The 18,304-nt window shown below is 64.9% G+C and carries 15 protein-coding genes; 4 read left to right on the top strand and 11 right to left on the bottom strand.

Annotated elements, in window-relative coordinates; all coding sequences use genetic code 11:
* From HAP40_RS09845 to HAP40_RS09815, 7 genes are all read right to left on the bottom strand, one after another.
* Entirely contained in the window at positions 1–1,284 is a 1,284-nt protein-coding gene (locus HAP40_RS09845) for an acetyl-CoA C-acetyltransferase (RefSeq protein ID WP_166817990.1), read from the bottom strand.
* Positions 1,284–3,551, bottom strand: a complete 2,268-nt coding sequence (locus tag HAP40_RS09840; protein WP_166817991.1) for an acyl-CoA dehydrogenase — start codon at positions 3,549–3,551, stop codon at positions 1,284–1,286. The genes HAP40_RS09845 and HAP40_RS09840 overlap by 1 nt, the downstream gene beginning before the upstream one ends.
* A 306-nt stretch (positions 3,552–3,857) precedes the next feature.
* Positions 3,858–4,481 (bottom strand): flavin reductase family protein, encoded by a 624-nt coding sequence (locus tag HAP40_RS09835; RefSeq protein WP_166817992.1) that lies wholly within the window; start codon positions 4,479–4,481, stop codon positions 3,858–3,860.
* A gap of 133 nt (positions 4,482–4,614) precedes the next feature.
* Positions 4,615–5,214: a TetR/AcrR family transcriptional regulator gene (locus HAP40_RS09830; protein ID WP_166817993.1), complete on the bottom strand. Its 600-nt coding sequence runs from the start codon at positions 5,212–5,214 to the stop codon at positions 4,615–4,617.
* A gap of 34 nt (positions 5,215–5,248) precedes the next feature.
* Positions 5,249–8,386 (bottom strand): efflux RND transporter permease subunit, encoded by a 3,138-nt coding sequence (locus HAP40_RS09825; RefSeq protein ID WP_166817994.1) that lies wholly within the window; start codon positions 8,384–8,386, stop codon positions 5,249–5,251.
* Between the two features lie 263 nt (positions 8,387–8,649).
* Positions 8,650–9,756 (bottom strand): efflux RND transporter periplasmic adaptor subunit, encoded by a 1,107-nt coding sequence (locus HAP40_RS09820; RefSeq protein ID WP_166817995.1) that lies wholly within the window; start codon positions 9,754–9,756, stop codon positions 8,650–8,652.
* Between the two features lie 318 nt (positions 9,757–10,074).
* Positions 10,075–11,418, bottom strand: a complete 1,344-nt coding sequence (locus tag HAP40_RS09815; RefSeq protein ID WP_166817996.1) for an MFS transporter — start codon at positions 11,416–11,418, stop codon at positions 10,075–10,077.
* Between the two features lie 79 nt (positions 11,419–11,497).
* Between HAP40_RS09815 and HAP40_RS09810 the strand changes: the two genes are divergently transcribed.
* Positions 11,498–11,926 carry a DUF2809 domain-containing protein gene (locus HAP40_RS09810; protein ID WP_166817997.1) on the top strand — a complete coding sequence of 143 codons (429 nt, stop codon included), beginning with the start codon at positions 11,498–11,500 and terminating at the stop codon, positions 11,924–11,926.
* Between the two features lie 99 nt (positions 11,927–12,025).
* On the opposite strand, the gene HAP40_RS09805 is transcribed toward HAP40_RS09810, so the two are convergent.
* From HAP40_RS09805 to HAP40_RS09795, 3 genes are all read right to left on the bottom strand, one after another.
* Positions 12,026–13,186, bottom strand: coding sequence for a winged helix-turn-helix domain-containing protein (locus HAP40_RS09805; protein ID WP_166817998.1), 1,161 nt, complete (start codon positions 13,184–13,186; stop codon positions 12,026–12,028).
* A gap of 126 nt (positions 13,187–13,312) precedes the next feature.
* Entirely contained in the window at positions 13,313–13,558 is a 246-nt protein-coding gene (locus HAP40_RS09800; protein ID WP_166817999.1) for a hypothetical protein, read from the bottom strand.
* A 99-nt stretch (positions 13,559–13,657) separates the two neighbouring features.
* The gene (locus tag HAP40_RS09795) at positions 13,658–13,894 is read right to left on the bottom strand and encodes a hypothetical protein (RefSeq protein WP_166819561.1); all 237 of its coding nucleotides are present in this window, start codon (positions 13,892–13,894) and stop codon (positions 13,658–13,660) included.
* A gap of 374 nt (positions 13,895–14,268) precedes the next feature.
* Here HAP40_RS09795 and HAP40_RS09790 point away from each other — a divergent pair, with 374 nt between their 5' ends.
* Positions 14,269–14,910 (top strand): OmpA family protein, encoded by a 642-nt coding sequence (locus HAP40_RS09790; protein WP_166818000.1) that lies wholly within the window; start codon positions 14,269–14,271, stop codon positions 14,908–14,910.
* Between the two features lie 57 nt (positions 14,911–14,967).
* Here the strand turns inward: HAP40_RS09790 and HAP40_RS09785 are convergent, their stop codons facing one another.
* Entirely contained in the window at positions 14,968–16,398 is a 1,431-nt protein-coding gene (locus HAP40_RS09785) for a phospholipid carrier-dependent glycosyltransferase (protein ID WP_166818001.1), read from the bottom strand.
* 51 nt (positions 16,399–16,449) lie between these two features.
* Here HAP40_RS09785 and HAP40_RS09780 point away from each other — a divergent pair, with 51 nt between their 5' ends.
* Together HAP40_RS09780 and HAP40_RS09775 are read left to right on the top strand one after the other, a co-directional pair.
* The gene (locus HAP40_RS09780; RefSeq protein WP_166818002.1) at positions 16,450–17,151 is read left to right on the top strand and encodes a FecR family protein; all 702 of its coding nucleotides are present in this window, start codon (positions 16,450–16,452) and stop codon (positions 17,149–17,151) included.
* 29 nt (positions 17,152–17,180) lie between these two features.
* The gene (locus tag HAP40_RS09775; protein WP_166818003.1) at positions 17,181–18,221 is read left to right on the top strand and encodes a hypothetical protein; all 1,041 of its coding nucleotides are present in this window, start codon (positions 17,181–17,183) and stop codon (positions 18,219–18,221) included.
* Positions 18,222–18,304: the final 83 nt, after the last annotated feature.

Raw genomic sequence — 18,304 nt, 5'->3', positions numbered from 1 at the left:
TCACACCGCCTCGATCAGCATGGCACCGCCGAGCCCGCCACCGATGCACTCGGTGGCGACGCCGCGCCGCGTGCCGAGCCGCTTCATCGCGTTGACGAGATGCAGCACGATGCGATTGCCGGAGGTACCGACGGGATGGCCGAGCGAGATGGCGCCGCCATCGACGTTGAGCTTTTCGCGGTCGATCTCACCGGCCGCACCGTCGAGGCCGAGTATCTCGCGGCAGAATTTGTCGTCGTTCCAAGCCGCAAGGCAGCCGAGCACCTGGGTGGCAAAAGCCTCGTTCAATTCCCAGGTCTCGACGTCCTTGACGCCAAGGCCGTTGCGCTGGAGCAGCGGCGTCGCCGACATCACCGGACCGAGTCCCATGATGCTGGGATCGAGTGCCGCCCAGTTGCTGTCGACGATGACGGCCTTCGGCGTCAGCTTGTGTTTGGCGACCGCGGCGTCGGACGCCACGATCACCCAGGACGCGCCGTCGGTGATCTGCGAGGAATTGCCCGCGGTGACCTGTCCCCAGGGACGCTCGAACACCGGCCTCAGCTTGGCCAGCGTCTCGGCCGTCGAGTCCGGCCGCACGCCATCGTCATGGTCGAAGAACTTGCCGTCGCGGGAGAACGCGGTCTCGACCTCACCCTTGAGAAAACCTCCGGTTTGCGCATGCGCGAGCCGGCGATGGCTCTCGGCGGCATAGGCATCGGATTGCGCCCGCGTAATGCCGAAGAGATGGCCGACAACCTCGGCGGTCTGGCCCATGTTCAGATCGGTGACGGGATCGGTCAGCCCACGCTCGAGCCCGATGATCGGCTTGAGATCGCGGGGGCGCAGCTTGAAGGCAGCCGCGAGCTTCGCCGCCACGCCCCTGGCGGTGGCAAGACCGGCAAACCATCGCACGCCGGAATTGGGCCAGACCAGCGGCGCGTGGCTCAGCGCCTCGGCGCCGCCCGCGAGGATCATGTCGGCATGGCCTTCGCGGATGTAGCGATAGGCGGTATCGATCGACTGCATCCCGGAGCCGCAATTGATCTGCACCGTGAAGGCGACCATGTCCTCGCCCATGCCGAGCCGCAGCGCGGCGACACGGGCCGGATTCATCTCGTCCGCGATCACGTTGACGCAGCCGAGGATGACCTGATCGAAGCTGTCGGGCGAGAACGGCTGGCGCGCCAGCAGCGGCCGGCCGCATTGCACGGCAAGATCGACCGGCGTGAACGGTCCGGGGCCCGAACGCGCCTTCAGGAACGGCGTCCTACTGCCGTCGACGATGAAAACCGGTCGCGCCATCAGCTCGCCGCCCTCTGTTCACCGAGTTCCTGGAAGAACTGATGCACGTCGCCGGTTTTCTTGTAAATCGGCGACAACGCCTCCGGTCCAAAATCGTCGACCTCTATCACTTTTGTGACGGCTTCATGAGCCGCAGCAAGCTGCTCGCCTTCGGCTTGCGTGATCACGCCTGTGGCGACTGCTTCCTTCCAGTCGCTGACATGCGCCGCGCGCAGGCGTTTGGCGATAGCATCGGTAGCTGCGACCAGCTTGAACGCGCGCTCCAGCCGGGCAAAGCCGCCATCGTCATCGACATGGGCGAGATCCGGCGTCAGGCGCTCGCGCGCCGCCGAGGGCTCCAGCACGATGCCAGCGCATTGGTGGACGACGCGGTCGGAGGGGCCGAGCACGCGGGCGCCGAACGGCTGGACCACCAGCTTGAGGAAGGCTGCGACGAAGCGATTGGGCAGATTGGCGAGGATTTCGGCAAGCCGGTTCTCGATGGTCTTGAAGCCCGTCGCCATGCACCATTCCAGCGCGGCAAAGTCTTCCTTCTGCCGGCCTTCGTCCTGCCAGCGCTTCAAGGCCGCCGAGAGCAGATAGAGCTCCGACAGGATGTCGCCAAACCGCGCCGACAACATCTCCTTGCGCTTGAGCGCGCCGCCGAGTGTCAGTAGCGCCATGTCGGCGCAGAGCGCGAAGGCGGCGGAGTAGCGCGAGAGCTGTCGGTAGAATGGCGTGGCGTCGCCCGCATCGGGCGTCAGCGCAAAGGCGCCAAAGGTCCAGCTCCGGCCGAAGGCACGGAACAGCGTGCGGAAGCTGTGGCCGACATGCTTCCAGAACGCGGTGTCGAAGACGGTGAGCCCGCGCTCGCGATCGGTGTCGGCGAGCGCATTCATCTCGTCGAGCAGATAGGGATGGGCACGGATGGCGCCCTGCCCGAACACGATGAGGTTGCGGGTCAGGATGTTGGCGCCCTCGACCGTGATGCCGACCGGCACGGCGCGATGGAGATTGCCGAGATAGTTTTGCGGGCCGTCGATCACGGCCTTGCCGCCGTGGATGTCCATGGCATCATCGATCGCGATGCGCATCCGCTCGGTCGCATGCAGTTTCATGATGCCGGAGATGACGGCGGGATGGACGCCGGCATTGAGTGCCGCGCAGGTCAGTCGCCGCGCCGCATCCAACTGATACGCGGTCGCGACGATGCGTGCGAGCGGCTCCTCGACGCCCTCGAACTTGGAGATGGAGATGCCGAACTGCTCGCGGATGCGGGCATAGGCGCCGGTGGTGCGTGCCGCATAGGCGGCACCCGCAGCCGAGAGCGACGGCAGCGAGATGCCGCGGCCGGCGGCGAGCGCGGTCATCAGCATCTTCCAGCCCTGTCCCAGCCGCTCCTTGCCGCCGATGACGTAATCGAGCGGGATGAAGACGTCGCGGCCCCAATTCGGGCCGTTCTGGAACACTTGCATCGATGGCAGATGACGATGCCCGATCTCGACGCCGGGCAGATTGGTCGGGATCAGCGCGACGGTAATGCCGAGCTCTTCCTGGCTTCCCACGAGATGATCGGGATCATAGGCCTTGAAGGCGAGACCGAGCAGCGTCGCGACGGGGCCGAGCGTGATGTAGCGCTTGTGCCAGTTGAGCCTGAGGCCCACCACCTCGCGGCCCTCGAAATCACCCTTGCAGATGATGCCGGTGTCGACCATCGAGGCGGCATCGGACCCGGCCTCGGGGCTGGTGAGGCCGAAGCAGGGAATGTCGCGGCCGTCGGCGAGCCGTGGCAGCCAGCGCGCCTGCTGCTCCTTCGTGCCGAAGCGCATCAGGAGTTCGCCCGGCCCGAGCGAGTTCGGCACCATCACCGTGACCGCCGCCGCGATCGAACGCGTCGAGATCTTGCGCACGACTTCCGAATGCGCATAGGGCGAGAAGCCGAGGCCGCCAAACTCCTTCGGGATGATCATCCCGAAGAATTTCTCGCGCTTGACGAAGTGCCAGACGTCCGGCGGCAGGTCGCGCCATTCCCAGAAGATCTTCCACTCGTCGAGCATGGCGCAGAGCTCGTCGACGGGGCCGTTGAGGAAGGCCTGCTCCTCGTCGGTCAGCCTCGCCTGCGGCACCTTCAGCAGCTTCGACCAGTCGGGATTGCCGGTGAAGAGATCGGCATCCCACCAGACGTCGCCGGCCTCCAGCGCCTCGCGCTCGGTGTCGGACATCGCCGGCAGCACGCCGCGGGCCCAGGAGAAGATCGGCTTTGTGATTTTGTCGCGGCGGAAGCTCATGGCGGACCTCATGCATCGGCGCGGATGTCGGGTATTTTAGCGGAAAGTGGCCGGGGTGAGTGAACACTTCACCTGCAAAATGATGCGAATTGACGCGGTCGGGCGACCGCCCAACGGCCATAACGGCCAGGGCACGCGGGCAGTTCCGGGAGGGATTCGGGCTGAATGCCCCACCGTCATTCCGGGGGCGCGCCATCAGGCGCGAGCCCGGAATCCATGGTGCGGCAGCGTTGGTCGATGAATGGATTCCGGGCTCGACGCTGACGCGTCGCCCCGGAATGACGGCGTGGGGAGAGCTTGGCTGGCCTAATCCGGCCGCACCATCTCGAACATGTTTTCCGGCTTGATCTCGAAATAGTCGCCGCGACGGCCGGCGCGGACGATGGGACGGGCGGCGGCGGTCTGGTAGACGCCGTCCTTGATCATGGCCTTGTCGATGTGGACGGCGACGACCTCGCCGAGCGTCAGCCAGGCGTCGGCCTCCTTGCCGTCGGCGCCCTTGAGGCGGACGATGTCGGACACCTTGCATTCGAAGGCGACAGGGCTCTCAGCCACGCGCGGCACGTTGACGAGCTTGCCCGGCACAGCGGTCAGGCCCGCGACCTCGAACTCGTCGACCTCGGGGGCGACATGCGCGGCGGTCGCATTCATGTGCTTGGCGAGATCCATGGTGGTGAGATTCCAGACGAACTCCCGCGTCTGCTCCATGTTCGAGACCGTGTCCTTCCAGTTGGTGGAGGAAAACCCGATGATCGGCGGCACGTAGCAGAACGCGTTGAAGAAGCTGTAAGGCGCGAGGTTGACGTGGCCCCTCGCATCGCGCGAGGAGATCCAGCCGATCGGCCGCGGCGCGATGATGGCGTTGAAGGGATCGTGCTTGAGGCCGTGGCCCTTGGAGGGCTCGTAGAAGTAAAGGTCTTTGTCGGTCACCGCGGGTCTCCACTGGCCCGTCATTCCGGGGCGGTCCACAGGACCGAACCCGGAATCTCGAGATTCCGGGTTCGCGCTGCGCGCGCTCCGGAATGACGGCAACTGGGCTTATAGGCAGAAACCCGCCGCCCCGTCAGTGGCGCGGCGACAGACCCGCGATGACGAAATCGATCATCTGGTCGATGGTCGGACCCGGCTTGGTGGCGCACTGGGCGATCATCTGGGGGTGGAAGAAGCGTATCATCGCGGTGCAGGCGCAGAGCGAGGCCAGTTGCAGGTCGGGCGCCTCGAACTCGCCGGAGGCAACGCCTTGCGCGATCACCTGGCCGATCACCCCGGCAATGCACTCCATATGGGCAACGCAGACGTCCCAGTCCTCCTCCATCGCGATGGCGACCATCTCGTGCAGCTTGTTATCGCCGACATAGCGCTCGGTGTTCATGCGGTGGATGGTGGTGAGCAGCTCGCGGAAGCGCTCCGGCACGGGGCCGGGCCTTGCCACGATCCGCTGGGCCTCCAGTTCGACCTCGCCCATCAGCGAGCGGGCCACCGCCTGATGGATCGCTTTTTTCGATTCGAAGAAGCGATAGACATTGGCGGGGCTCATTCTGAGCTCCTTGGCGATGTCGCCGACCGTCGTCTTCTGGTAGCCGATCTGGCGGAACAGCCGCTCGGCCACCTCGAGAATACGGTCCCGGGTGTCGCCTTCGATATGTTCCGCAACCAGTGTCATTTGTCAGGACTCGTTCGTCACCACTTCTTCTCACTTATTCAGCCGCTTCAGCAAGCGGAATTGCCGGATGTTCATCGCTGCCATGCTGCGGCGCGGCAGGCCGTTCGGCCGAACCAGCCTCGTCCAGGCTCTTCCTGAACCAGAGGGCATAGAGGCCCGGCAGGTACAGCAGCGTCAGGAAGGTCGCGACGAACAGGCCGCCCATGATGGTGATCGCCATCGGACCCCAGAAGGCCGAGCGCGACAGCGGGATCATGGCGAGGATGGCGGCCAGCGCCGTCAGCACCACCGGCCTGGCGCGACGGACGGTCGCCTCCACGATCGCCTCGCGGCGGGTCATGCCGTGGGAGACGTCGGTCTCGATCTGGTCGACCAGGATGACGGTGTTGCGCATGATCATGCCGGCGAGCGCGATCAGGCCGAGCAGCGCCACGAAGCCGAACGGGGCGTTGGCGACGTTGAGGCCGAGCGAGGCTCCGACGATGCCGAGCGGCGCGGTCAGGAACACCAGGATCAGGCGCGAGAAGCTCTGCAGCTGGATCATCAGCAGCGTCAGCATCACCATGACCATCACCGGGAAGAGGATGAAGATCGAGGCATTGCCCTTGGCGGATTCCTCGAAGGCGCCGCCCGGCTCGATCCGGTAGGCCGGCTCGAGGTGGTCCTTGATCGCCTTCAGCTTCGGCGTGATCTGGCCCGTGACGTCGGGCGCCTGCACGCCGTCGACGACGTCGGAGCGCACGGTGATCGCCATGTCGCGGTTACGCCGCCACATAATCGGCTCCTCATGGGCATATTCGATCTTGGCGATCTGCTGCAGCGGCACGGCCACGCCGTTGCGCGAGGTGATGGTGAGATCGCCGACGCCGCCGAGGTCGAGGCGTTCGGACGGGATCGCGCGGGCAACCACGCCGACCTTCTCGATGCCGTCGCGCACGGTCGTGACCTGCGAACCCGAGATCAGCATCGCCAGCGCCTGCGAGACGTCCTGCGGGGTCAGGCCCATGGCGCGGGCACGATCCTGGTCGACGACGAGCTTCAGGTAGGGCGACTGCTCGTTCCAGTCGAGCTGCACGTCCTTGACGCTCTTGTTCTGGCGCATGACGTCGCGAACCTGGTAGGCGATCTCGCGCACCTTGTTGGCGTCGGGGCCGATCACGCGGAACTGGACCGGGAAGCCGACCGGCGGCCCGAAATTGAAGCGGTCGACGCGCACGCGCGCCTCCGACAGCATGCCTTCGGCGGCCGCGTTCTCGATCTTGGCCTTGATGCGCTCGCGCGCCTCGACGCCCTTGGCAACGATGACGATCTCGGCGAACGCCTCGTTCGGAAGCTGCGGGTTGAGGCCGAGCCAGAAGCGCGGCGAGCCCTGGCCGACATAGGACGTATAGGTCTCGATGTCCTTGTCGTCCTTGAGCAGGGTCTCGGCCTTCTTCACGGCCTTTTCGGTGACGTTGAAGGCGGTGCCCTCGGGCAGGCGCAGTTGGAGGAACAGCTCGGGCCGCTCCGAGAGCGGGAAGAACTGCTGTTGGACATGGCCGAAGCCGACAATCGAGGCGACGAAGACGCCGACGGTCGCGACCACCACCGTGATGCGGTGGTTGACACACCATTGCACGATGGCGCGCAGCCCGCGGTACATCCGAGTCTCGTAGACCGCGTGCGGATCGTGGTTGTGGTGGGCCTTCATCTCCGGCAGCAGCTTGACGCCGATATAGGGCGTGAAGATCACCGCCACGAACCAGGAGGCGACCAGCGCGATCGCCACGATCCAGAAGATGCTGCCGGCATATTCGCCGACCGCGGAATTGGCAAAGCCGATGGGGAGGAAGCCAGCGGCCGTGACCAGCGTTCCCGTGAGCATCGGAAACGCAGTTGATTCCCAGGCAAAGGACGCCGCGCGCATGCGGTCCCAGCCCTGCTCCATCTTCACCACCATCATCTCGACCGCGATGATGGCATCGTCGACGAGCAGGCCGAGCGCGATGATCAGCGCACCGAGCGTGATGCGGTGCAGGTCGAGCGACATCGTATTCATGACGATGAAGACGATGCCGAGCACCAGCGGCACCGAGAGCGCGACCACGATGCCGGTACGCCAGCCGAGTGCCAGGAACGAGACGAACAGCACGATGACGAGCGCTTCCATGAAGGAATGCACGAACTCGCCGACGGCGTGCTCGACCACCTTGGGCTGGTCGGCGATCAGCTTGACGTCGACGCCCTGCGGCACGGCCTTCATGAAGTCGGCCGTCGCCTTCTCGACCTCCTTGCCGAGATCGAGGATGTTGGCACCCTTGGCGGTAACGACGCCGATGCCGATCGCGGGCTTGCCTTCCTGGCGCACGACGAAGCTTGGCGGATCGACATAGCCATGGGTGACGGTAGCGATGTCGCCGAGACGGAAGACGCGGCCATTGCTCTCGACCGGGGTCTCCGCCACCGCCTTGGCACCGTCGAGCGCACCGGTGACGCGCAGCGGCACGCGCTGCGACGAGGTTTCGACCGTGCCGGCGGGCGTCACATTGTTCTGCTTGGCGAGCGAATCGAACAGCGCCTGCGGCGTGATGCCGAGCGTGGCGAGCTTGGCATGGCTGAACTCGACGAAGATGCGCTCGTCCTGATTGCCATAGACGTCGACCTTGGTCACGCCAGGCACCTTCAAGAGGCGCTGGCGGAAGCCTTCGGAGACCTTCTTGAGCTGGGCATAATCGGCGCCGTCACCGGTCATCATGTAGAGGATGGAATCGACGTCTGAGAACTCGTCGTTGACGACGGGTCCGAGGATGCCGGACGGAAGCTGGCCCTGCACGTCGACCAGCTTCTTGCGCAGCAGATAGAAGAGATAAGGCACATCCTTCGGCGGCGTCGAGTCGCGGAAGGTCACCTGGAGCGCGGTGAAGCCGGGCTTGGAATAGGTCTGCACCTTCTCGAAATAGGGCAGCTCCTGGATCTTCTTCTCGATGGGATCGGCGACCTGGGTCTGGATCTCCTGCGCGGTCGCGCCCGGCCACATCACGGAGACGTTGACCACCTTCACCGTGAAGAACGGATCCTCGGCGCGGCCGAGCTTCTCATAGGAGAAGAATCCGGCGACACCGAGTATGATCATCAGGAAGAGCACCAGCGTCGGATGGCTGACGGCCCAGGCCGAAAGGTTGAAGCGCTTCATCGCACTCTCCGAAAAACGATCCAATTGCCAAAAAAACGACAGCCGCTCTGTTCAGGCGTCGTCGCGAGGCAGCGAAGCAATCCAGGGGGCTGGGCAGGTTCTGGATCGCTTCGCCGCTTCAGCCTTCGCATTTGCGCTCCGGCCGAAACTCACCTCACACGACGAAACTCACTTCCCACGTCGTTCCGGGATGGTCCGAAGGACCAGAGCCGGAACCTCGAGATTCCGGGTTCGCCCCTCGGGGCGCTCCGGAATGACAGAAATTAAAAGGACAGCGACGAGACGATCCGCACCCTCTGGCCCGGATCGAGCTTCTGCACGCCGAGGGCGACGATCTTGGCGCCCTCGTCGACGCCGCCGGTGATGACGACGTCGTTGCTCTCGTAGGACTTCACCGTGACGGGCTTGAGCGTGACGCCACCGTTGTCGTCGACGACGTAGAACGACGGCTTGCCGCCCTCGTTGAACAGTGCCGACAGCGGCAGCCGCGCGACGCGCTCGCTGGCGGCGTCCGACAGCGTCAGCGTCGCGGTCATGCCGAGCGCGACCTTGTCGTCGGCCTCGGGCAGCGAGAACTTCGCGAGATAGGTGCGCGTGGCCGGATCGGCCGCAGGCGCGATCTCGCGCAGCCTGGCTGTGTACTTCTTGCCCGGCTCGGACCAAAGGGTGACGCTGGCGACGCCCGACTTGGCGCGTCCAACCAGCGTCTCAGGAATCGCGACGACCGCTTCCTTCTCGGCAAAGCGGGCGACGCGGATCGAAGCCTGGCCCGCGGCGACCACCTGGCCAGGCTCGATCAGCGTTGCGGTGACGACGCCACGGGCGTCGGCAACGAGCGTCGCGTAGGAAAGGGAATTCTTGCTCAGTTCGAGCGCGCGCTCGGCGCGGTTCAGACGCGCGCGGGCTTCGTCTGCGGCGGCCCGGCTCGAATCCATCTGCGCGTCCGTGGTCCAGCCTTTGGCCTTCAAATCCTTGGCGCGCTGCTCGGCGGCGGCGGCCTGGGCCAGCACGCCGGTCGCGGCGGTCTGCTCGGCCAGCGCCTGCTCGGCCTGGAGCTTCAGATCCACCTCGTCGAGGGTCGCGAGCGGTTGGCCGATCTCGACGGTCTGGCCGACCTCGACCACGCGCTTTGCTACCTTGCCGGCCACGCGGAAGCCGAGGTCGCTCTCGATCCGCGGCCTGACGGTGCCGACGAAGCTCCGCTCCGGCGTCTCGGCGTCGTAGTGGGCCGTTGCGACCAGAACCGGGCGCGGCGGCTCGGCCTTTTCGGCCACGGTGTCATTGCACCCGGCCAGCGCGGCGGCCATCAGGGCCAGCGACGCACCCGCCAAGAGCTTGGAATAGCTGGACAATACCGACCGGACGAACATCGAAGAACACTCCCTGCAGCTCGAATGAGAGGAATGTCGACTAATCACTGATAAAAGTCAATAATCGTCAGTCATCAGGAAAGCGTGATCGTTAAAGGGTGGTAAGGATTAGGACGACGGGTGCTTGAGACGTGAGATGCTAGGGCGGGATGACGCCCGTCGCCCGAATGGAGCGCGGAGCAATCCCGGGCGTCAGGCGAGATATCGCTGGGCAAAGGCGTGCTAGCGCCGTGCCCACCGTCTCTCAATTGAGGATCGCAACAACGGTCTGGTGGGCACGCTACGCTCTGCCCACCCTACAGGACCGTCTACAGGGCTCTACCGCCCCTGCTCGGCGAACTCGTGCTTGGTCTCGTGGCCGCCGACAAAGACGAGAATGCCGGCGATCAGGGGCATCACGGCGAGCACCAGCAAGCCGTGCGAGGTCTGGCCGGTCGCTTCCTTGACCCAGCCGATCAGATAGGGGCCACCGAAGCCGGCGAGATTGCCGATCGAGTTGATCAGCGCGATGCCGCCGGCCGCCGCGGTGCCCGAGAGCCATGCCGTAGGCAACGTCCAGAATACGCCGAAGACGCAGAACACGCCGATGGCGGCGAAGGTCAGCGCCACCATCGTCAAGGTGGGGTCGGTCAGATAGCTGGAGATGGCGAGCGCGACCGCGATCAGGATCATGGGCGCACCGACATGCATCACGCGCTCACGCGTGGCATCCGAGTGCCGCGCCCACAGGATCATCGCGATCGTGCCGAACAGATACGGAATCGCGGTGACGAAGCCGGTCTGCGCATTGGTGAGACCGAACGCCTTGACGATCTGCGGCAGCCAGAACTGCATGCCGTAGAGCGCGCCGACGAAGCCGAAATAGATCAGGCTCAGCATGATCACCTTGGGCGAGGACAGCGCCTCGCCCAGCGTCAGATGCTTCGCGGCCTGCTTGGCCGCGATCTCGGCATCAAGCTTCGTCTTGAGCCAGGCCTTCTGCTCGGCCGAGAGCCAGTCCGCCTTCTCAGGCCTGTCGGTCAGGTAAAACCAGGTGACGATCCCGAGCAGCACCGAGGGGATGCCCTCGAGAATGAACAGCCACTGCCATCCCTTCAGGCCCATCATGCCGTCGAGCCCGAGCAGCAGGCCGGAGATCGGCGCGCCGATCACGGTCGAGACCGGCACCGCGACGGCGAAGGCCGCGAGGAAGCGGGCGCGATATTCGGCCGGATACCAATAGGTGAGATAGAGGATGATGCCGGGGAAGAAGCCGGCCTCGGCGACTCCGAGCAGGAAGCGCAGGACGTAGAAGCTGGTGACGCCGCTGACCATCGCCATCAGTGCCGAGATGATGCCCCAGGTCACCATGATGCGGGCGATCCAGCGGCTTGCGCCGAACTTCTCCAGCGCCAGATTGCTCGGCACCTCGAAGATGAAGTAGCCGATGAAGAAGATGCCGGCGCCCCAGGAGAAGATTAGCGGCGTGAACTTCAGCTCGGCGTTCATGGTCAACGCGGCGAAGCCGAGATTGACGCGGTCGAGATAGGAGAAGAAGTAGGCCAGCACCAGGAACGGAATCAGGCGCCAGGAGATGGCGCGGATGGTCGAGGTCTCGATTTCGCTCTTGTTGGCGTTCTTGGCACCGCCGGCGGAACCGGCATAGGTGGTGGTCTGGCTCATGGCGTCCCCCGGGTTGTTGCTTTTCTAGGGCTGAGTGGCGGTTTTGAGCATCGCGAATGAAGAGTCAATGGAGCGAGCAATGCATGGAGCGCAGCCGCACCACCCTGTGACGCCGCGGTGGACATCGCTGGTCCGCGCCGCCCTTGCGCTCGCGGTCATCGTCTCCGGGCTATCCTTGCGCTGGTATGGCTTTTCACTCGGCCTGCCCGCCTTCGTGGTGAAGTACGGCGGCTCGCTATTGTGGGCGACGATGGTGTTTCTGCTGGTCGGGGTCCTGCTGCCGCGGCTGACGCGGAGCCAACTTGCAGCCGGCGCGGCAGCAATCGCAATCGTCGTCGAGTTCTCCCGCCTGGTGCATGTGCCGTGGCTCGATGCGTTCCGGCTGACCACGGCCGGCGCGCTGCTGCTGGGTCGCATCTTCTCGCTATGGAATTTGGTGGCTTATGCGGTGGGGATTGCGGTTGGCGTCTGGATCGATCGGCTCGCCCAACTGCGTAGGGTGGGTTAGCCGAAGGCGTAACCCACCGCTGTTTGCGTCCGCGGAAAGTGAAGTGGTGGATTGCGCTTCGCTAATCCACCCTACGAGACCGACACGGTGGCGAGGGGCTCACTCCGCCAGTTGAAATCGCTCGAAGCGATCGAGCTCATCCTCGATCACGCGCTTGAGCTCCTTGCGCCGCGCCGTCTTCTTGCCCTGCCCGACCCAGGTCCATTTCTGCATCAACAGCTTCTTGCTCTGCCGGTCCGTCTTCAGGTCGAGCGCGGCGACGATCTCGTCGCCGACCAGGACCGGCAAGGCGAAATAGCCGAGCTTGCGCTTGGCCTTCGGCACGTAGGCTTCGAACAGATGGTTGTAGCCGAAGATCAGATTGGTGCGCTTGCGCTGGATGATCAGGGGATCGAACGGCGAGAGGATGTGGACGAGATCGGGCGACACCTCATGCGGCTCCAGTGCGGCGGGCGGGGCCCAATGCTCCTGCTTGCCTGCGCCCTCGAGCGCGATCGGCACGAGCTCGCCGCGGCGGACGCGCGAGGCGATCAGGCCTGCGATCGCCTTCTTGCGCGGGGCGTCGAGATGACAGATCGAATCCAGGCTGACTACACCTTGCGAGCGCAGCGCGCGGTCGAGCAGATAGGCCGTGATCTCCTTCGCCGACGCGGGCCTGGGCAGCTGGTCCCAGCCAAAATGCCGCGTCATCAGCTCATAGGTCTTCAGCATGCCCTGGCGGGCGCTGATGGTCACGGCGCCGGTATAGAAGGCGAGCTGTAAAGCCCGCTTCGAGGGCTTGCGGCTCTGCCACAGATGTTCCTTCTCCGTGAGCACGTCGTCCTCGATGTCGCGGATCGTCAACGGTGCGGCACGCACCAGCCGCATGACCTTGCGCGTGTCGGCCGGCGTCACCGAGGCGAACCATTTGTGCCCCTCGCGCCGGTGCTCGCGCATCGCCGGCAGGAAGAAGCGGAAGTCGTTCGCCGGCACGTAGGACAGCGCATGGGTCCAGTATTCGAACACGCTTTTGTCGGCGCTCTGCGCATGCCGGAGGTCGGCGCGGCGGTAAGACGGGATACGGCTGAACAGGATGTGGTGATGGCAGCGCTCGATCACATTGATGGTGTCGATCTGCACATAGCCGAGATGCGCGACTGCGTCCGCGACGGCCTGCGCGCCCTCGCCGAACGGGGCGCGCTCATCCAGCCGCTGGGCATGCAGCCAGATCTGCCGGGCCTGTGTCGTCGAGAGGGGGAGAGGTTTCGGGGCGCGGGACATTGCGGGGAGCAATGTAGCGGGATTCGTGCCGGGAAAAACAGAGACGGCGAAGCAACGGGCTCACGAAAAGGCCGCGCTGCCATCTGCTGCCAGCGCGGCCAGAACGTGCAAGTTCGGCAGAAAGCCTTACTTCATCGCCATCGCTTTTTCGGCATTCATGTAGTGCTTGCAGGCGCCGCGCATGTCGCCTTTGCTCATGTCGGAATTGGCCGAGGCCATGGACTTCCTCGCGGCCATCTTGGCCGGCGTGTCTTCGCCGCCCATCCCGGCCACGAGCTTTGCCATGTTCGCGCTGGTGCACGCCATCTTGGCGGCGGATGCTGGAGACAGAGCAAGTGCAACGAACGTTGCCGCGAGCAACAGAGTCTTCATCAATTTCTCCTTCCCGGAAACGAAGCCGGCTACATGCCGGCCAACGCAGCATCTATCTTTCCGGGACAACGGCTCGCAGAGAAGATATTTTCGTCCCTTCTAGTGTGCGGCTTTTGGGCGCTCCCCGACGCTGCCCGTGGCGACGTCCGGCGCGCACGACGCTTTGCCGCGCCCCTCCGACTGGCAGCGATAGACGTCGCCGGTGAGACGATCGACCAGCCACATGTTCTCCTCGGTCGGCCCTTCCAGGCCGACATAGCGGGAGGTCAGCCCGGTGATCAACGTCGACAGCAGGATCGCCACCGCGATCATCGCGGCGCCGATATAGATGGGCATCGAGCTCAGGGACACTGTCCGATCCGGCGGACCGCTGCGATAGAACTGGTTGTCACGTTGGTAGTCGCTCGGCCTCGGCACTGGGTGAAACTCGGCTCCTCTCGCGGACGAATTGTCGAATGATTGAAGCCTGCTAGGCGGGCATCTGGACGAATTCTTGTTCGCGCGCGGGCCGCGAGGCGACGCCTTTGCGACGATCGGTGCACGCGGGTTTCCGGGAACCCAGGGAGCCGGTTCGAGCAAGAGATCTCGACAGCAGCAGAGTGTCCTCCCGCCGCGATCTTGAATGTGACCAAGATCACATCAAGGCCTTTGAACCTGCCCTAGGCTCGCAGCATCAAATCGCCATCAGGCGTAACAGCGAGGATATGACGATGACCCGTTTTGATAAGTTCTTTGGACTGAAGGCGATGACTCTTGCCGCCGCGCTGTCGATGACGGCGGGCCTGGCCCTGGCCGGCGACAACAACGTTTCCACCGACAAGATCCTGGATGCATTGAAGCCCAAGCCGGCAACCCGCGGCCTGTCCGTGGGCCCGCAGACCGACACGACCGCGCAGGCCAAGGAAGCGACCTTCCTGAACACCGTGCGGAACCGCTCGACCCGGTCGCTCTCGACGGGCGAGCGCGAGCAGATCGCCGAGCTCGCGGCGACCAAGCCGAAGATCGATCTGGAGATCCAGTTCGACTACAACTCGGCCGACATCGCCAAGACCTCGATGGCCTCGGTGCACGCGCTCGGCAAGGCGCTGGCCGATCCGGCGCTCAAGGGCTCGACCTTCGTGGTCGCCGGCCACACCGATGCGACCGGTGGCGAAGAGTACAATCAAGGCCTGTCCGAACGGCGCGCCGACACCATCAAAAAGTACCTGATGCAGAATTACGGCCTGAACGGCACCGATCTCGTCACCGTCGGTTACGGCGAGACCAAGCTGAAGGATGCCGCCAACGGCGCCGACCCGGTCAACCGCCGCGTCCAGGTCGTGAACATGGACACCAAGACCGCGTCGAAATAAGCGCCACCCGTTCGTCGCAACAACCACGCCGCCTGCCCTCTCCGGCAGGCGGCGTTGTCATATCCAGCTCTGGAACAGCATCAACCGGTTGAAGGTCTGCATCGAGACGCCGATGAAGGCCGCGGAAATCGGCAGCATGATTGCAAAGCCGGCCGCGGCGAGGCCGACATAGGCCCACAGCAGCCAGCGCGGCAGCCCCTCCCGCCGCAGCACATAGACCAGAGCAAGCGACGCCGCGGTTGCGGCCGGCAGGTAATAGTAGATGAAGCCCAGCGTGCGCGGCAGCAGCGCCCAGGCGAGCCAGGGGCCGAAATAGAACGCCGCGATCAGGAAGGCGTCCCAGCGCCGCGCGACGACGAAGTCGCGCAGCACAACGGCGAGCGCGAACAACGCCGGCCATGCGACCAGCGGATTGCCGAGAAAGACGATCGCGGCGACGTGGTCCTCCGCCGTCTTGTCGAACAGGAACCAGACCGGACGCGCCAGCAACGGCCAGGATGGCCATGCGCTCATATAGGTGTGGCCGGCGATGGCGGTCGTGGTGTTGTCGGCGAAGATCCGCCGCTGCGCCTCGATCAGGTCCGGCAACGACAATCCATGGAGCGGAACGAAAGCGGCGAGATACGTCGTCGCCGGCAGGAGGACGAAGCAGAGCGCGGCATGCTGCGCGCGAAAACCGGCCCAGAGGTCCGGCCGGTACCAGTCGCTCGGCCTGGCGTCGGCAAACTGGGTGCGCCAGCCCTGCATCAGGCGGATCACCGCGACAACGACGATGCAGACGCCGAGCGGGAACAGGCCGCTCCATTTGCACGCCGCAGCACAGCCGAACAGGCTGCCCGCGAGCGCGAACGGCGCGTGCGGCCGCTCCCGTCGAAAACCATGCATGAAAGCGGCGGTTGCAAGCAGACCGAAGCCGAGCGCGAAAATATCGAGCATGGCGATGCGCGCCTGCACGTAGAGCATCTGGTTGCTGCCCGCGATCAGCGCCGCCGCGATCGCCGGCCCTTGCGCGGAGAACAGCGCAAGGCCGCACAGATAGATCGCGACGACGGCGAGTGCGCCGAACAAGGTCGCCGGATAGCGCCAGCCAAGCGCGTTGTCGCCGAAGACTGCGATCGACGCCGCGATCAGCTCCTTGCCCAGCGGCGGGTGCATTGGATTGAGCATCGGCTGCGACATTGCAGGCGCCAGCATCTGCCGCGCCGCCGGCACGTAATGCACCTCATCGAAGACGAACTTCTGCGGCGTCACAACACCGATCAGCAGCACAAGATGAGCGATCAGGAATATCGCGACAGCAATCACTGCGCTTCGCGACACCTTTGGAACCGCAACCAATTCCAGCGTCTGCTGTGGGGATGTTTTGCGTGGCAAATTTGCGTCACCGCGGGCAAAAAAAGAGATCGCAAGTTTCATTGAACGCATTCTGCCGCGGCTGTCACTAAGCATAGCGCACGTCCCGCGCCGCTTGTGATAATTCCGCCACATCGCAAGCGCGCGCGATCCGGTACGATCAGGGACATATCGATCGGTTACGAAATGAATTTGCGTTTTTGGCTTTTCCCCTCTCTGCTGTCGGCCGCCTTGTGCACATCCCCTTGCGCGCAGGCACAAACACGCGTCGGCCAAGCCGTCGTGATCCAGAACGAAGTGGTGCGCGTCGCCGCGACCACCACACCGATCAATGTCGGCGACAGCATGCTGCGCGACGAGACCGTGCGCACCGGCGCCGACAGCGCCGCGCGCTTCGTCATGGCCGACAGCACCAATTTGTCGCTGGGGCCCAGCGCGACGCTGAAGCTCGACCGCACCGTCTTCAATGACGACCACAGCTATCGCGACGTCGCGATCCGCATGACCACCGGCGCATTCCGCTTCGTCACCGGCAACTCCGACAAGGCCGCCTACAAGATTACGACGCCGCTCGCGACCATCGGCGTGCGCGGCACCACGCTCGACATTCTCTCGCAGCGCGGCCGCTCCGTCGTGGTACTTCAGGACGGCGCTGCCAGCGTCTGCGCGACGAAGTCCCAATGCGTGCAGCTCACCCAGCCCGGCGACACCGCGATCATCACCTCGACCGGCGGCAAGGTCAGCATCACCAAGACCAACACGCCGCCCTGGACCTTCGCTGCCAACTGCGCGGCAAGCGCCGGGCTTTGCGCCGTCAACCAATATGCCGGCGCCTCGCCGACCATCACGCCTGCCGTCCAGGACGACGGCATGCTGTGCGGGCGGTGACGATGGTGAAGCGGGCAAGACAGTGCGCGATGCGGGCGGCGATCCTTCTCGCCGTTGCATTCTGCTCGGCCGCGCTCGGCATCGGTTCGGCCGCGGCTCAATCGCCGTCACCCTCACCAAGCCCCTCGCCTTCCCCTTCTCCCTCGCCCTCGCCGATACCAATTCCATCGCCGACCGGCGCGGACTCCAGCGGCAATTCGATCGGCGGCCTCGCCAATCAGCGCTTCAACCAGATGATCACCAACCGCGTGCTCGGCACGGTGCTGCTCGGCGTCAACGAGCAGGTCAATTGCGGCGACTGTGTCAGCGCGTTCGGCTCGGCCGGCTCGTTCTCCGCCGGCATCCACGGCCGCAAGGAGCTGACCAACAATCTGTCGCTGCTCGCCGGCATCGCCTACACGCACTACGATGAGGGCGGCTACAAGATCACGAGCGCGCCGATCGGCGCCTTCGCGCTGCGTTACGACTTCACCAATTGGGGCTCCTCGCGCCCGTTCTTCGACGTCGGCACGGTCCTGACGCCTTGGGAGAAGGCACGCTACACCCGCAGCTACGACACCAGCCTCGGCCCGGTGAGCGTGACCAGTTCGACCAACGCCTCGAACTACGCCGTCTATGGCCGCGCCGGATGGATCAGCCGCCTGTCGCCGCGCGACGAGGTCGCGGCCTCCGTCGAGGTCTGGCAGCTGTGGCAGCGCGTGTCGGGCTACACCGACAGTACGGTGGCCTTCAATCCGTTCGACGCCACGATTGCGACCGGTACCGACCGCACCAGCCTGGTCAAGATCGGCGGCCAGTGGACGCATCTCTACGGCAGCAACATCGAGACCAACATCAACGGCGGCTGGGTGCAGTCCTTCGCGGGTCACAGCGGCATCGTGGCGACCGTGACCGGCAACGGCGTGGTGGTGCCGACCATGGGCAACCAGGGCTGGTTCGAATATGGCGGCCGGCTCGGCTTCCGCGTGCAAAAAGGCTGGATCGTCGATCTCTTCGCCAACGGCACGCTGGGCCCGCAGCCGGTCGGCAACACCATCCACGGCGGCGTGGGGCTGCGGATCAATTATTAAGGCGAGCTCCGCGCGGTCGCCCGCCCACCGCTGTCATGCTCCGGCTTGACCGGGCATGACAGTATGCCGCAGCATCCCCGTAT

It is taken from the genome of Bradyrhizobium sp. 1(2017) (assembly GCF_011602485.2).
Lineage (GTDB): Bacteria > Pseudomonadota > Alphaproteobacteria > Rhizobiales > Xanthobacteraceae > Bradyrhizobium.
Note: the sequence above shows the minus strand (reverse complement) of the source record. Positions and strands in the feature narration are given on the sequence as shown.

Bases quoted from the DNA above. Each gene is read 5' to 3' on its own strand.
- HAP40_RS09845 (WP_166817990.1), bottom strand. From the start codon at position 1,284: ATGGCGCGACCGGTTTTCATCGTCGACGGCAGTAGGACGCCGTTCCTG.
- HAP40_RS09840 (WP_166817991.1), bottom strand. From the start codon at position 3,551: ATGAGCTTCCGCCGCGACAAAATCACAAAGCCGATCTTCTCCTGGGCC.
- HAP40_RS09830 (WP_166817993.1), bottom strand. From the start codon at position 5,214: ATGACACTGGTTGCGGAACATATCGAAGGCGACACCCGGGACCGTATT.
- HAP40_RS09825 (WP_166817994.1), bottom strand. From the start codon at position 8,386: ATGAAGCGCTTCAACCTTTCGGCCTGGGCCGTCAGCCATCCGACGCTG.
- HAP40_RS09820 (WP_166817995.1), bottom strand. From the start codon at position 9,756: ATGTTCGTCCGGTCGGTATTGTCCAGCTATTCCAAGCTCTTGGCGGGT.
- HAP40_RS09815 (WP_166817996.1), bottom strand. From the start codon at position 11,418: ATGAGCCAGACCACCACCTATGCCGGTTCCGCCGGCGGTGCCAAGAAC.
- HAP40_RS09810 (WP_166817997.1), top strand. From the start codon at position 11,498: ATGCATGGAGCGCAGCCGCACCACCCTGTGACGCCGCGGTGGACATCG.
- HAP40_RS09805 (WP_166817998.1), bottom strand. From the start codon at position 13,186: ATGTCCCGCGCCCCGAAACCTCTCCCCCTCTCGACGACACAGGCCCGG.
- HAP40_RS09800 (WP_166817999.1), bottom strand. From the start codon at position 13,558: ATGAAGACTCTGTTGCTCGCGGCAACGTTCGTTGCACTTGCTCTGTCT.
- HAP40_RS09795 (WP_166819561.1), bottom strand. From the start codon at position 13,894: ATGCCCATCTATATCGGCGCCGCGATGATCGCGGTGGCGATCCTGCTG.
- HAP40_RS09790 (WP_166818000.1), top strand. From the start codon at position 14,269: ATGACCCGTTTTGATAAGTTCTTTGGACTGAAGGCGATGACTCTTGCC.
- HAP40_RS09785 (WP_166818001.1), bottom strand. From the start codon at position 16,398: ATGTGGCGGAATTATCACAAGCGGCGCGGGACGTGCGCTATGCTTAGT.
- HAP40_RS09780 (WP_166818002.1), top strand. From the start codon at position 16,450: ATGAATTTGCGTTTTTGGCTTTTCCCCTCTCTGCTGTCGGCCGCCTTG.
- HAP40_RS09775 (WP_166818003.1), top strand. From the start codon at position 17,181: ATGCGGGCGGCGATCCTTCTCGCCGTTGCATTCTGCTCGGCCGCGCTC.